General features: G+C 35.6%; 15 protein-coding genes and 1 riboswitch. Of the genes, 9 read left to right on the forward strand and 6 right to left on the reverse strand.

Features of this window, described 5'->3' with window-relative positions; translation table 11 throughout:
* The first annotated feature begins 22 nt into the window (after window positions 1-22).
* The 4 genes from LGAS_RS01100 (at window position 23) to LGAS_RS01115 (ending at window position 4,179) form a co-directional block, all read left to right on the forward strand.
* Complete coding sequence (locus LGAS_RS01100; RefSeq protein WP_003650756.1) at window positions 23-445, forward strand: YwiB family protein; 423 nt, start codon at window positions 23-25, stop codon at window positions 443-445.
* A gap of 40 nt (window positions 446-485) precedes the next feature.
* Window positions 486-1,028 (forward strand): DNA-directed RNA polymerase subunit delta, encoded by a 543-nt coding sequence (rpoE, locus tag LGAS_RS01105; RefSeq protein ID WP_003655719.1) that lies wholly within the window; start codon window positions 486-488, stop codon window positions 1,026-1,028.
* A gap of 129 nt (window positions 1,029-1,157) precedes the next feature.
* The gene (locus tag LGAS_RS01110) at window positions 1,158-2,780 is read left to right on the forward strand and encodes a CTP synthase (protein ID WP_003647882.1); all 1,623 of its coding nucleotides are present in this window, start codon (window positions 1,158-1,160) and stop codon (window positions 2,778-2,780) included.
* Window positions 2,781-2,913: 133 nt separating this feature from the next.
* Window positions 2,914-4,179 (forward strand): UDP-N-acetylglucosamine 1-carboxyvinyltransferase, encoded by a 1,266-nt coding sequence (locus tag LGAS_RS01115; RefSeq protein WP_003647881.1) that lies wholly within the window; start codon window positions 2,914-2,916, stop codon window positions 4,177-4,179.
* 75 nt (window positions 4,180-4,254) lie between these two features.
* On the opposite strand, the gene LGAS_RS01120 is transcribed toward LGAS_RS01115, so the two are convergent.
* The 3 genes from LGAS_RS01120 to LGAS_RS01130 form a co-directional block, all read right to left on the reverse strand.
* Entirely contained in the window at window positions 4,255-5,583 is a 1,329-nt protein-coding gene (locus LGAS_RS01120) for a nucleobase:cation symporter-2 family protein (RefSeq protein ID WP_003647880.1), read from the reverse strand.
* Entirely contained in the window at window positions 5,584-6,162 is a 579-nt protein-coding gene (locus LGAS_RS01125; RefSeq protein WP_003647879.1) for a xanthine phosphoribosyltransferase, read from the reverse strand. It abuts the gene before it with no gap.
* 71 nt (window positions 6,163-6,233) lie between these two features.
* A riboswitch (purine riboswitch) is annotated at window positions 6,234-6,332 on the reverse strand.
* 44 nt (window positions 6,333-6,376) lie between these two features.
* A complete protein-coding gene (locus LGAS_RS01130) occupies window positions 6,377-7,153 on the reverse strand; it encodes a hypothetical protein (protein ID WP_003655722.1) in 777 nt (258 codons plus the stop codon).
* A gap of 184 nt (window positions 7,154-7,337) precedes the next feature.
* Here LGAS_RS01130 and guaA point away from each other — a divergent pair, with 184 nt between their 5' ends.
* On the forward strand, window positions 7,338-8,891 hold the full coding sequence (guaA, locus tag LGAS_RS01135) for a glutamine-hydrolyzing GMP synthase (protein ID WP_003650766.1): 1,554 nt from the start codon (window positions 7,338-7,340) through the stop codon (window positions 8,889-8,891).
* A gap of 186 nt (window positions 8,892-9,077) precedes the next feature.
* Here guaA and LGAS_RS09360 read toward each other — a convergent pair whose 3' ends face one another.
* Window positions 9,078-9,167, reverse strand: coding sequence for a putative holin-like toxin (locus LGAS_RS09360; protein ID WP_077410118.1), 90 nt, complete (start codon window positions 9,165-9,167; stop codon window positions 9,078-9,080).
* A gap of 240 nt (window positions 9,168-9,407) precedes the next feature.
* Here LGAS_RS09360 and LGAS_RS01140 point away from each other — a divergent pair, with 240 nt between their 5' ends.
* On the forward strand, window positions 9,408-9,956 hold the full coding sequence (locus LGAS_RS01140) for a hypothetical protein (RefSeq protein WP_003647875.1): 549 nt from the start codon (window positions 9,408-9,410) through the stop codon (window positions 9,954-9,956).
* Window positions 9,957-10,013: 57 nt separating this feature from the next.
* Here the strand turns inward: LGAS_RS01140 and LGAS_RS01145 are convergent, their stop codons facing one another.
* Window positions 10,014-11,018 carry a helix-turn-helix domain-containing protein gene (locus tag LGAS_RS01145; protein ID WP_003647874.1) on the reverse strand — a complete coding sequence of 335 codons (1,005 nt, stop codon included), beginning with the start codon at window positions 11,016-11,018 and terminating at the stop codon, window positions 10,014-10,016.
* A 184-nt stretch (window positions 11,019-11,202) separates the two neighbouring features.
* Between LGAS_RS01145 and LGAS_RS01150 the strand changes: the two genes are divergently transcribed.
* Window positions 11,203-11,454: an AbrB/MazE/SpoVT family DNA-binding domain-containing protein gene (locus LGAS_RS01150; protein WP_003650771.1), complete on the forward strand. Its 252-nt coding sequence runs from the start codon at window positions 11,203-11,205 to the stop codon at window positions 11,452-11,454.
* A 1-nt stretch (window position 11,455) separates the two neighbouring features.
* Window positions 11,456-11,863, forward strand: a complete 408-nt coding sequence (locus LGAS_RS01155; protein ID WP_003647872.1) for a type II toxin-antitoxin system death-on-curing family toxin — start codon at window positions 11,456-11,458, stop codon at window positions 11,861-11,863.
* 261 nt (window positions 11,864-12,124) lie between these two features.
* Here LGAS_RS01155 and LGAS_RS09365 read toward each other — a convergent pair whose 3' ends face one another.
* Window positions 12,125-12,214, reverse strand: coding sequence for a putative holin-like toxin (locus tag LGAS_RS09365; protein WP_077410116.1), 90 nt, complete (start codon window positions 12,212-12,214; stop codon window positions 12,125-12,127).
* 235 nt (window positions 12,215-12,449) lie between these two features.
* Here LGAS_RS09365 and LGAS_RS01160 point away from each other — a divergent pair, with 235 nt between their 5' ends.
* Window positions 12,450-12,977, forward strand: a complete 528-nt coding sequence (locus LGAS_RS01160) for a TetR/AcrR family transcriptional regulator (protein ID WP_003650773.1) — start codon at window positions 12,450-12,452, stop codon at window positions 12,975-12,977.
* The last annotated feature ends 11 nt before the right edge of the window (window positions 12,978-12,988 follow it).

Raw genomic sequence — 12,988 nt, forward strand, 5'->3', positions numbered from 1 at the left:
AGCACGGATGAAGGTGAAAATAATGAACAAAGAAGTTGAGATAAAGATTACCAGTGAAATTCATCAAGAAGATGATTCAGCAGTTTTTGAAAGAGAAGGCTTGGGAAGCCTCGAAAAAATTGGTAATAATTGGCGATTAAAGTATAACGAAAAAAATAAGGCAGGCGACGTTGAGGTTAAACTATTAATTAAGCCCAATGAATTAGTAATGCAACGAGGAGATATTAAAGGCGATCATACATTAATGAAATTTGAACCAGGAGAGAAACAAGAATGCAAAGTTATGGCTGCTGGTAAGCAAATGGATTTAGTATCTTTGACCAATAAATTAGATTTTTCAAAAATTTCTCCCGGAAAGATGCAACTTAAAGTTGAATATGATCTCTTTTCTGGTCTATACTTAGTAGGTAACTATGCAATAAAGATTGAAGTAACAGATCTTTAGCAAATTTAGATAAATTGATTACGTGAAAGGACGTGCCACTGTGGGGTTAGATGATTTTAAAGGCCAAAATAAAGACGAATTGTCAATGATCGAAGTTGCTCGTGCAATTTTACAAGATAGCGGCAAGCGAATGGCCTTTGCTGATATCGTTAACGCCGTCCAGAACTTTCTGGGTAAGAGTGACGAAGAAATTCGTGAGCGTTTGCCACAATTTTACACTGATATGAACACTGATGGTGAATTCATTTCAATGGGTGATAATGTTTGGGCATTGCGTTCTTGGTTCCCATATGAATCTGTTGATGAAGAAGTAAACCATCCAGAAGATGAAGATGATGTGCCACGTAAGAAGCACCACAAGAAGGTTAACGCCTTTATTGGTGATTCTGACGATGACGACATTATTGACTACGATTCAGATGATCCAGAAGATGAAGATTTGGACGTTGATGACGACGACAATAATGAAGATGATTACTCAGATGATGATCTTGACGATGCTGACGACAATGAATTAGATGATGGTATCGAAGGACAATTATCAGAACTTCACCAAGATGATCTTGATGATGATGACGATTAAAGTACTTGACGGGAAGAGAATTTCCCTTTAGTATTTTGTATGGGCACTCTATGTGCATTTAAGCTCCCATGAACTTGGGAGCTTTTTTTGATTTTAACGAAGAATAAAAGAAAAGAGAGGAAGCACGGCATGACAAAGTATATTTTTGTAACTGGTGGGGTTGTTTCATCATTAGGTAAAGGTATTTCAGCCTCAAGTTTAGGACGTTTACTTAAGAATCGTGGCTTAAAGGTTACCATGCAAAAGTTCGATCCTTACATTAACATTGACCCAGGTACAATGAATCCATATCAACACGGTGAAGTTTATGTTACTGATGATGGTACGGAAGCTGACCTTGATTTAGGTCACTACGAAAGAATTGTTGATGTTAGAACAAGTAAATATTCTAACGTGACTACAGGTAAGATTTACCAAGAAGTACTTGATAAAGAACGTCGCGGTGACTATCATGGTGCAACTGTTCAAGTGATTCCACATATCACTGATATGATTAAGAAAAAGATCATGCGTGCTGCCTTGACGACTGATTCAGATGTAATTATTTCTGAAATTGGTGGTACAGTAGGTGATATTGAATCAACTCCATTTATGGAAGCAATTCGTCAAATGCGTCGTGAAGTTGGTGAAGAAAATGTAATGTACATCCACTGTACTTTAGTACCTTATCTTCATGCAGCTCATGAAATGAAGACTAAGCCAACGCAACATTCAGTTGCTGAACTTAGAAGCATTGGTATTCAACCTAATATGCTTGTTTTAAGAGCAGAAAAACCAGTACCTCAAGATTTAAAGAATAAGATTTCAACTTTTACTGATGTTCCAGTAGATCGAATTATTGAGTCTATTGATGCTCCTTCACTTTTTGATTTACCACTTGCCTTTCAAGCACAAGGGATGGACCAAAAGGTCTGTGATTTCTTACACTTAGAAAGTCCAAAGCCAGAAGCAGATATGGAAGCTTGGAAGAAGCTTGATGAGCGTGCAAAGAATTTGAAGCACGAAACTACTATTACTTTAGTAGGTAAGTATGTAGAGCTTGAAGATGCATACATTTCAGTTACTGATGCATTACAACACGCAGGCTACTTATACGATACCAAGATTAAAGTTAATAAAGTTCAAGCAGAAGATATCACTGAAGATAATATTGCTGAAATCATGAAAGGCTCGGACGGCTTAATTGTACCTGGTGGTTTTGGTACACGTGGTCTTGAAGGAATGATTACTTCAATTAAGTACGCTCGTGAACATGACATTCCTTTCTTAGGTATTTGTTTAGGTATGCAAATGGCAAGTGTCGAATTTGCTAGAGATGTACTTGGATTAAAAGATGCAAATAGTGCAGAAGCTGATCCAGAAACTAAGAATAATATCATTGATATCATGGCTGACAAGCGTGACGAAGAAAATATCGGTGGTACTCTTCGTTTAGGTTTATACCCAGCAACCTTAAAGAAGGGTACTAAGACTCGTGCAGCTTACGATGATCAAGATGTTATTCAAGAGAGACACCGTCACCGTTACGAATTTAACAATGATTATCGTGAAGCCTTTGAAAAGGCTGGCATGGTCTTCTCCGGCGTTTCTCCAGATAACCACTTAGTAGAAATTATTGAAATTCCAGATAAGAAGTTCTTCATTGCAGCTCAATATCATCCAGAATTTTTAAGTCGTCCGCAAAGACCAGAAGGTTTATTCAAGGCCTTTATTGGTGCAGCTAGTGGTCTTCCAGCACAACATTTTAATTAGGCTTTTCAAAAATTAAATTTCGGTAACAAGAGGGCCATAATATACGGGTTCTCTTGTTTTTTTTGCGTTTTTCATTTAATATATTTTGTGATACATTTGGGTATTACAAATAGAGAAAAGGATTGTTTCCCCAATGAAACAGATGATTATTCATGGTGGAAAGCCCCTGAAGGGCGACGTATGGATTGGCGGTGCTAAGAATTCTACTGTAGCACTGATTCCAGCGTCAATACTTTCGCGGACTCCTGTTACCCTAGAAGGGGTTCCGCGGATTGCTGATGTAGATAATTTGATGGATCTGCTTAGTGAAATGGATGTGAAGTGTGATTTTCATGAGACGACTTTACGGATAAATCCTGATGACATTAAGCGTAGTCCCCTTCCAGCAGGTAAAATTAAGAGTTTAAGAGCTTCTTACTACTTTATGGGTGCATTATTAGGGCGTTTTGGTAAAGCTGTGGTGGGCTTTCCAGGCGGTGATGATATTGGCCCTCGTCCTATTGATCAACACATTAAGGGTTTTGAGGCATTAGGCGCAACTGTTGAAAATGAGAACGATCAGATTATTATCACAGCGCCTAAGACTGGGCTTCGTGGTGCAAAAATTCATTTAAAGATGCCGTCTGTCGGCGCAACAATGAATATAATTATGGCTAGTGTGATGGCTAAAGGACAAACTATTATTGAAAATGCGGCTAAAGAACCAGAAATTATTGATTTAGCGACATTTTTAAATAATATGGGAGCCGTTATTCGTGGTGCTGGTACTGATGTAATTAGAATTGAAGGAGTAGAAGAGTTGAAGGCTCAAACTCCGCATACAATTATCCCTGATCGAATTGAAGCTGGAACTTATGTGGCTTTAGCTGCATGCATTGGTGACGGAATTAGAATTCATAATATTATTGAAGAACACCTTGATTCATACTTAGCGAAAGTAGAAGAAATGGGTGTAGTAATTGATGCTGATGAAGATTCACTTTATGTGTATCCAGCAGGTGACTTAAAGATGGTTCAAGTTAAAACTGACGTCTATCCAGGCTTTGCAACTGACTTGCAGCAACCAATTACCCCACTTCTTTTAACAGCTAAGACTGGTGAAGGTGTAGTAATTGATCGGATCTATCCTAAGCGAGTAGGGCATATTCCTGAACTTCAGAAAATGGGTGCGAATATCCAGGTAGAAGATAATATTATCTTAGTTCATCCAACTCATCATTTGCATGGTGCACATGTCAGCGCCGGTGAAATTAGAGCAGGGGCATGCTTGATGCTGGCTGGTTTAATGGCTGATGGTGAGACTATTATTTCAAACGCAGGTAATATTTTGCGTGGTTATGATAGAATTGAGCAAAAGTTGCGTCAATTAGGTGCAGAAGTATCTGTAATTGATGTTTAAGATTTTTGAATAAAGTAAAAAGGACTTGGAAAAAACTCCAAGTCCTTTTTATGTGGTTTTAAGAATAATTTTTAATTAGTGTTGTACCTCAATTTTTTCTGGTGCAGCAGGGATATGCTGCTCTTCTAACCCAGATTTTCCTTTAAAGAGGAGATTGAGGATAGTAGCACTTAAGCTAGCTACAACAATACCATTTCCAAGGAATAACTGAATAGTTTCAGGTAGAGATTGGAAAACTTGCGGATAAACAGTAACACCTAATCCTAAACCAATTGAAATGGCTACGATTAAGATGTTGCGAGTATCGTCGAAATCAACTCGCTTGAGCATCCGCATTCCTTGGACGGCGATCATAGTGAACATTACTAGCATTGCACCGCCCAAGACAGAATCAGGAATGATAGTTACTAACGCACCAAATTTTGGTAATAAGCCCATTAACATTAAAAATCCAGATGCCCAGTAAATTGGTCGTTTAGTGGTGATGCCTGACAATTCAAGTAAACCAACATTTTGTGAAAAAGTAGTGTATGGGAAAGTGTTGAAGACACCACCAAGAATTTGAGCTAATCCTTCAGCACGGTAGCCCTTCTTGAGATCATCACTTGAAATATCTTTATGTAGCAAGTCACCAATGGCAAAGAAAACACCAGTTGATTCAACCATTGAAACTAGTGCAATGATAATCATGGTTAAGCTAGATGACCACTCAAATTGCGGCATCCCAAAATAAAATGGTTGTGGCAGGTGGAACCAAGAAGCTTGTGCGACTGGGGTTAGTGATACCATTCCTAGCGTGCTTGCAATTAGTGTCCCAGCAATTAAGCCAACTAAAACGGCAATTGATTTAATAAAGCCCCTACCCCAAACCTGTAATGCTAGGATAATTGCGACAGTTATAAAACCAGTTAAGAGATTTTTAGGATCACCAAAGTTCTTAGCAGCAGAATTTCCACCACCAAGATTTTGAATAGAAACTGGAATTAAAGAAAGTCCGATAACTGTGATTAAACTTCCTGTTACAACTGGCGGAAAGAGTTTTTTGATTTTTGAAAAATACCCTGCTACGAGGAAGACGAAGATACCTGCGACAATAATAGCGCCATACATCGTTCCGATAGTGAATTTTTTACCAATCATTTGAAGTGGAGCGACTGCTTGAATTGCACATCCTAAAACAACTGGCAAACCAATTCCGAAGTAACGATTACGTAAGAGTTGAAGTGCAGTGGCTAAACCACACATAAAAATATCAATTGAAACTAGGTAAGTCATTTGTGTGGAGTTAAATTTTAAGGCTGTACCAATTAAGAGCGGAACAGCGATAGCTCCAGAGTACATTGCTAATAAATGTTGCAATCCTAATAAAGCTGCTTTTTTGTGGTTAACTTGCATATGCTTCATTTATTTTTCTCCTACAAAATGTACTTGATTATTTTCAAAATTAGAAATTCTAGCTAAGGCTTCAAGACGATAGCCATGTTCCTTAACCCAGTCGCTGCCACCTTGGAACTCTTTAGCTACCACTACGCCGACACCTGCTACAGCTGCATTTGCTTGTTTGGCGATATTAAGCATTCCCTTAACGGCTTCACCATGTGCTAAGAAATCATCAATAATTAATAAATGATCGTCACTGCTTAAAAATTTCTTTTCTACGCAAATTTTATTATTAACCTTTTTTGTATAGGAAAATACATCGGCCCAGTAAACAGCGTCGTTGAGAGTGGATGGCTTTTTCTTTCTTGCGAAAACCATTGGAACGCCTAGTTGATAAGCTGCCATAATACCAGGTGCAATTCCTGAAGCTTCACAGGTAAGAACTTTAGTGATCTTTTCATTTTCAAATAAACGTTTGAATTCTTCCCCTACTTGCATCATAAGTTCCGGATCGACTTGATGATTAAGAAAAGAATTAATCTTTAAGACGTCACCATCTAATACTTCTCCATCTTTGCGAATCCGTTCCTCAAGTAATTTCAATTTGTTCCTCCTGCATAAAAAAGACTCCTTCTACCCGTGAATTAGGGTAAAAGAAGTCTATTGTAGTGCTACTTATGACATCGATTACCTATAGTCCAGAATTAATTGGTTCCGGGTAGAAACTGTCGACCTTATTACGACGATATATAGATATTTTGATATCTAGAGTGTAGCAGAATCATTTTCCGAACACAAGGGCCTTTTTAGGGATGGATCATTCTGAAATTGCTTTTTTCTTTTTTAGCGACATGACCGTTTCAAAGATTCCGTACGCAATTCCAGCTAGCGGCCAAATAATCCAGCTCTGGCTCCAATTGTTACTCATAAAACTATAAGCAAGATAGATAAAAGAAATTACCATCCAGTAAATGGTTGCGTATTTTTCAATCAACTTTTTACCAGCTTTTTTCTCACTTGTGTAGTCATCAAGTTGTAGGATAATATTGAAACTATCATGAATGATATTAGTTTTAACTAAGAAAAAGACGCCAATGCCAACGAGTAAAAGCGTAACTGAAGAAAGGCCAGTCATTAAGTCATCAAGTCTACTGCTAGCAAGTGCATCTACAAATAAGGCGCCACTCATTAACGGAATAGCAGACAAAATGCAAAAAGTAATGCCAATAATTTTAAAAATCATATGTTGGTTTTCATAGACTTTATTTTCTTTGATAATTTTTTCTCTTAATTTGTTTGAAAGATTGCAGTCTTCATATTCGTAATTTTCATGAACTTTAAGCCATCGGTTTCCAGCTATGAATAACGCAACTGCTGCGGCGATAAAAGCTAGTAAAACAATTACTCCAATTCCAGTTGCAAAATTGATTGACCAGGTTAAGATGTCTAATCTAGTAAAACTAATTAGAAGTAATAAGACAATTGGTGAGAAAATACATAGCATCACGCCACTAGCAATTAATGTTGAACTACGTCTTCTGGCAGATAAGAAATCTTGGGTAGCAGAATAAGATATATAATTTTCGTTAGACATGATAATCACCTCTTTAATATATAAATAGAAGTTTGTATAGACTATCTATATTTTATCGATCAAGAAATGAATACGCTATTTTAATGCTTAGGGATAGAAAGATAAAAGAAATGATTGACCAATTGAATTTTTCTTAGTAAAGTTTCTAGTAAATAGGGATGAATTATTTTAGAAGGAGAAAATTGTGGCTAAGACTAATCTAAATGACTTTGACAAGATTATCGTGCTTGATTTTGGTAGTCAATATAACCAACTGATTACCCGTCGAATTCGTGATTTTGGTATTTATTCAGAACTTTTGCCTCATGACTTGAGCATTGAAAAAATTAAGAAAATGGCACCTAAAGGAATTATCTTTTCAGGTGGTCCTAACAGTGTTTATGATGAAGGCGCATTAAAGGTTGATCCTGAAATCTTTAAGCTAGGTATTCCAATTTTAGGTATTTGCTACGGGATGCAGCTGATGAGTTACGACTTAGGTGGCAAGGTAGAAAAGGCTGATAATTCAGAATATGGCCGTGCAGATATCGAAGTAACTGATCCAAATGCGGTCTTGTTTGAAGGCTTACCTAAAGAGCAATATGTATGGATGAGCCACGGAGATCTAGTAACTAAGGCACCAGAAGGCTTTAAAGTTACTGCTAAGAGTAAGAATTGCCCAATTTCTGCAATTGCTAATGATGAAAAGAAATTCTATGGAATTCAATTCCATGCGGAAGTTCGCAATTCAGAATATGGCTTAGATATTTTGAAGAACTTTGCATTCAATGTTTGTGATGCAAAGGCTAACTGGACAATGGACGATTTCATTGAAATGCAAGTTGATGAAATTCGTGAAAAAGTCGGTGATAAGAAAGTCATCTTAGGCCTTTCAGGTGGTGTTGATTCAAGCGTTACAGCAACACTTTTGCACAAGGCAATTGGCGATCAATTGACTGCAATTTTTGTTGATCATGGGATGCTTCGTAAGGACGAAGGCGACCAAGTAATGCAGGCCTTGAACAAGGATCTTGGTGTAAACATTATTCGTGTTAATGCACAAAAGCGCTTTTTAGATAAACTTAAGGGCGTAACCGACCCTGAGCAAAAACGTAAGATCATTGGTAAGGAGTTTATTGAAGTCTTTAATGAAGAAGCTAAGAAGCTTAAGGATGTTGATTTCTTAGCTCAAGGTACGTTATATACTGATGTGATTGAATCAGGTACTAATACTGCTCAAACAATTAAGTCTCACCACAATGTTGGTGGCTTACCTGAGGATATGCATTTTGAGTTAATTGAACCACTTCGTAAGCTTTTCAAGGATGAAGTACGTGAACTGGGTGAAAAATTGGGTATTCCACACGACTTAGTATGGCGTCAACCATTCCCAGGTCCAGGTCTTGCTATTCGTGTATTAGGTGAAGTTACCGAAGATAAACTTAAGATTGTGCGTGAAAGTGACGCAATTTTACGTGATGAAATTAAAAAGGCTGGCCTGCAAGAAGATATTTGGCAATATTTCACAGTACTTCCTGGTATTCGCTCAGTTGGTGTTATGGGTGATGGACGTACTTACGACTACACCATTGGTATTCGTGCTGTAACTTCAATTGATGGGATGACTGCAGACTTTGCTAAATTGCCATGGGATGTATTAAGCAAGATTTCTACAAGAATTGTAGATGAATGTGATCATATTAACCGTGTAGTTTATGATATTACTAGTAAGCCACCTTCCACTATTGAGTGGGAATAATAGAATATATAAGTAAAGCTCGCAATTAGATTTGCGGGCTTTATTTTGAAAAAATATGCTATAATCAAGCATGAAAAAAGGAGATCCGAAGATCTCCTTACAGCCCGCTTTAAGAGCGGAGGTAATTATAGTATTGTGAATACGTCACTCAATAACTGTCCAAAGTTATATAATTGAGCGGCGTTTTTATTTTTTGTGGTGGTCGATGTATGTCAGCAGAGCTAACAAGAACGTACCAAACAAAAGCATCAAAGAAATGCTCTCGTAAACCGACATGGTTGAACCTTTTCTGCAGTATATTGACCATAGGCTTCACCTCCGGGAGGAAAAACAACCGTCGCTCATAAAACTTTCTGCAAAAATTAGTATAGCGAAAATTTGTTCGTAAAGAAAGACGGACAAACCAAAAGCTCGCAATTAAATCTGCGGGCTTTTTAATGAATATCATCGCCTGGTGTTGATACTATTCTTATTTATGGTATAACTAGTTTATAAAATTTTGGAGGATTTGATTAAATGAATTTCAAAAAACAATTATTTTTTGGGGCAATTGCACTCCTTACTGTCGGTTTAACAGGTTGTGCAAATAATACTTCTTCTAATAGTTCTAACAATCAAGCTACGTCTAGTAAATCAAGTAAAACTAATCAAAGTTCAAGCCATGAGTTAACTATCACTGATATAGTTGGAACATATGTAAATAAAGATAAAACAGCCGCAGTTGTGTTACAAAATGGACATACGTTATGGTATTACCAAACTAAGAACCATAATGATGGTTCAAAAAATGATTCTGGTAATTGGCATTACGAAGGTCACAATAAATTCTCAATTACGCTAACGCATAGAGATGATAATAATCAAGAGGTTAATACTAATGCTAACTTGTTGTTAGAAGGAAAAAAACTGACGATGACTGAGAAGAATGGTCAGAATAAACAGGTCTTCACTAAGACAAGTAATGAGGCTAAAGAATATGATGAGATCTTTAATCCTGGTAAAAAAGTAGACTCGGATGATCCATCAACTAGCGCAAATAAAGATGATCAAAGTTCAAATAATTAATTTTCTGGTTAATAAATGAAAAAGCTCGCAATTTATTTTGCGGGCTTTTTAGGTGAATTATTCAGCTTTTTCTTTGATAAAAAAGTATGTAAATAGACAGTAAACTGTAATACTTAAATATACGAAAAGTGTAGGATTAAAAAAGGGTATATACAAACCATAAGGAAGTCTAGTAGTAATATAAAAAATACCCAGGACACAGAAAACATAAATCCAACTGCCATAGACAAACAATCTGTGAAGCTTAATTGGCAAATGCTTTTTATGCTTAATTAGAGTAGAAAGATAATTTCTTTGGAATAAATAAAAAGTAAATAAATATGAAGCACTACTAAAAATTATGAAAGTTATTCCCCAGGTAATAATAAATCCTATGCTAGAGCTTGAAAAGTTACTGAACCAATTAATCATTGGTCCGATAATACTTAAAACGGCTAAAATACTAGCAAAGACTACGTATTTATCATTATTTTGGTGAAATAATTTAATTGTGAATTCTAATTTCTTTCTCTCTTCAGTCAAATCAAAGTGTTGCTTTTTGATTTGTTTGAACTCACGCATATTTAATAGACTATAAATAAAAAGCCCCAATGCAATGGCAATAGTAATAATAGCTGCTACGTAGCCACTGAGAGAAATTGTGAAAGTTAGAGGAGTTTCATAGTGACTGTCGTGGTCGAAGAAGATAGATAAGATACATGCAAAACATAACCACACAGGACTAAAAATAATTAAGGCAATAGCTAAAGCACGTAATTTGGAACTTTTCTGACTAGCAGCTAAATATTTTTTAACTAATTCATCAGATAAAACAGGTAATTTATCTTTATCATTAATATCTTCATTTTTAAGCTCAAATGAGGGTTCGCCGCTCTTTAATAGATAGTCAGTTGTTACACCAAATAATTCTGATAAATTAACTATTTTTTCAATATCTGGAATTGATTGTTCACTTTCCCATTTTGAAACTGCTTGGCGACTAACGTTCATTTTTTCAGCTAAGCCTTCTTGAGAAAGATTATTCTTTTTCCGCAAGTCTGCGATTTTTTGACCTAATCTCATAATAGATCGTCCTTTCTGTTTTTATTGATCTTAATTTATAAAAAATCTTGGTTGCAGACAACCACTTTTTGATTGCTTAGCAGGCAACTATTAGTTGCAAATACCTTTTTATAGGCTAAATGATGCTACATGTATCTACAAAGTGATAAAATGTAATCACACAAAATAAGTGGGAGGTAATCTTATGGATTTTTTGAAGGATAATAAAACAGCCAAAGTTTTTAAAGCAGGAAATTCAGAAGCAATTAGGTTAACTAAGCAAGATACTGCTATCTTTAAAGTTAAGCCTGGAGATCAGGTAATCAAAGAGGTTTCTCCAGATGGGATGTCAATTACGTTTAAAAAAATGCCTGAAGTATCAGAGGATGTAAAGAAAGAAGTTAGTGATATCTTAAATGAAGATGCAGATTTAATTCAAGCGTTAAAGGATTTATAAAATGGAATATAGATATTTATCTTCTAGCGATTTGATATATGTTAACAAAAGAGTTCTAGAATTTACCGGCGAAAAGCAAGAAGTTATTCAATACCCCGAAGGATTAAGTGTAATTATTGAACAGCCACAAATGGTTCTTTTTGGACATGAATTATATCCAAGTTTATGGTTAAAAGCTGCCTTTGTTTTGCAAAAAAGTACTAAAAAACATATTTTTACGGATGGAAATAAGAGAACAGCATATGTGGTAACAAAATTATTTTTAAAATTAAATGGATATAGTTTAAAAGTATCAAAATCTCAAGGGATCGCATTAATGCTGAGTGTAACTACAAGTGCAGATTCAGAAGAAATAATGCAAAAAGTAGCAATATTTTTGCAGAAGAATAGTGTAAGGATCAATAAGTAAATATTTAACTGAGCAGTTGAAGAAGATAGCAAAAAGCAACTGTCAATGAAATATTTTTTGTAAAAGAAGACAAATAAGTCAAAAAGCTCGCAATTAACTTTGCGCGCTTTTATTTTGAAAAATATGGTATAATTTGTGTAAAGAAAAAGGAGATCCGAAGATCTCCTTGCAGCCCGCTTTAAGAGCGGTGGTCGATATTATAAAAATCGTTGAAAACGACGCTCTATAACTCGCCAAAGTTATGTAAGTAGAGCGGCGTTTTTATTTTTTGTGGTGGTCGATATAGGTTAGCAAAGCTAACACGAACGTACCAAACAAAAGCATTAAGGAAATACTTTCGTAAACCGACATGGTTGAACCCTTTCTGCAGTATATTGACCATAGGCCTCACCTCCGGGAGGAAAAACAACCGCCGCTCATAAAACTTGCTGTAAAAACATTATATCGAATACTTGTTTGCAATAGAAGGCGAACAAGTCAAAAAGCTCGCAATTAATTTTGCGGGTTTTTTAATTTTTCTTTACTTTATTAGGATAACGGTGTTATCATTTGAGTCAAAGATAACACTGTTATCTAGGAGGCGGGTATGAATACACAAGATAAGTTAGTTGGTAAGACTATTACTGTCATAGACAAATATGGGTATCAAAATTTAAGTTTAAGAAAGTTAACAGCTACACTTGGATTAACTACAGGTGCTTTTTATAAGCATTTTAAAAGTAAAGATGCCTTATATGAAAAAGTAGCAATTGAACTATCACGTAATTTTATTGATAAGATATCTTTACCTGATAATGCGACAGCTCAAGAGAAATTACTAATAATTGCTAAAAACTTTTGTCAGTATGTAGATCAACATAATAATTTAGCTGAATTTTTGTTTTTTAATTCAACTACTTTAAAAGTATTTTCTACTAAAAAATCAAAATATGATTTTTTAGATAAAATGAAAGTTTTAGTTAATGAACTAAATCCAAAAAAGAATGTATCAAATCAAGATCTATTTATTCAAATATGGTCATTTATTCAAGGATATGCTGCTTTAGTTAATAAGAAAATAGTCGAATACGACGAGGATTTAGTGAAAAGGACACTAGATGAGTTTTTACAGTAGAAAAGAGAATA

It is taken from the genome of Lactobacillus gasseri ATCC 33323 = JCM 1131, from assembly GCF_000014425.1.
Classification (GTDB): Bacteria; Bacillota; Bacilli; order Lactobacillales; family Lactobacillaceae; genus Lactobacillus; species Lactobacillus gasseri.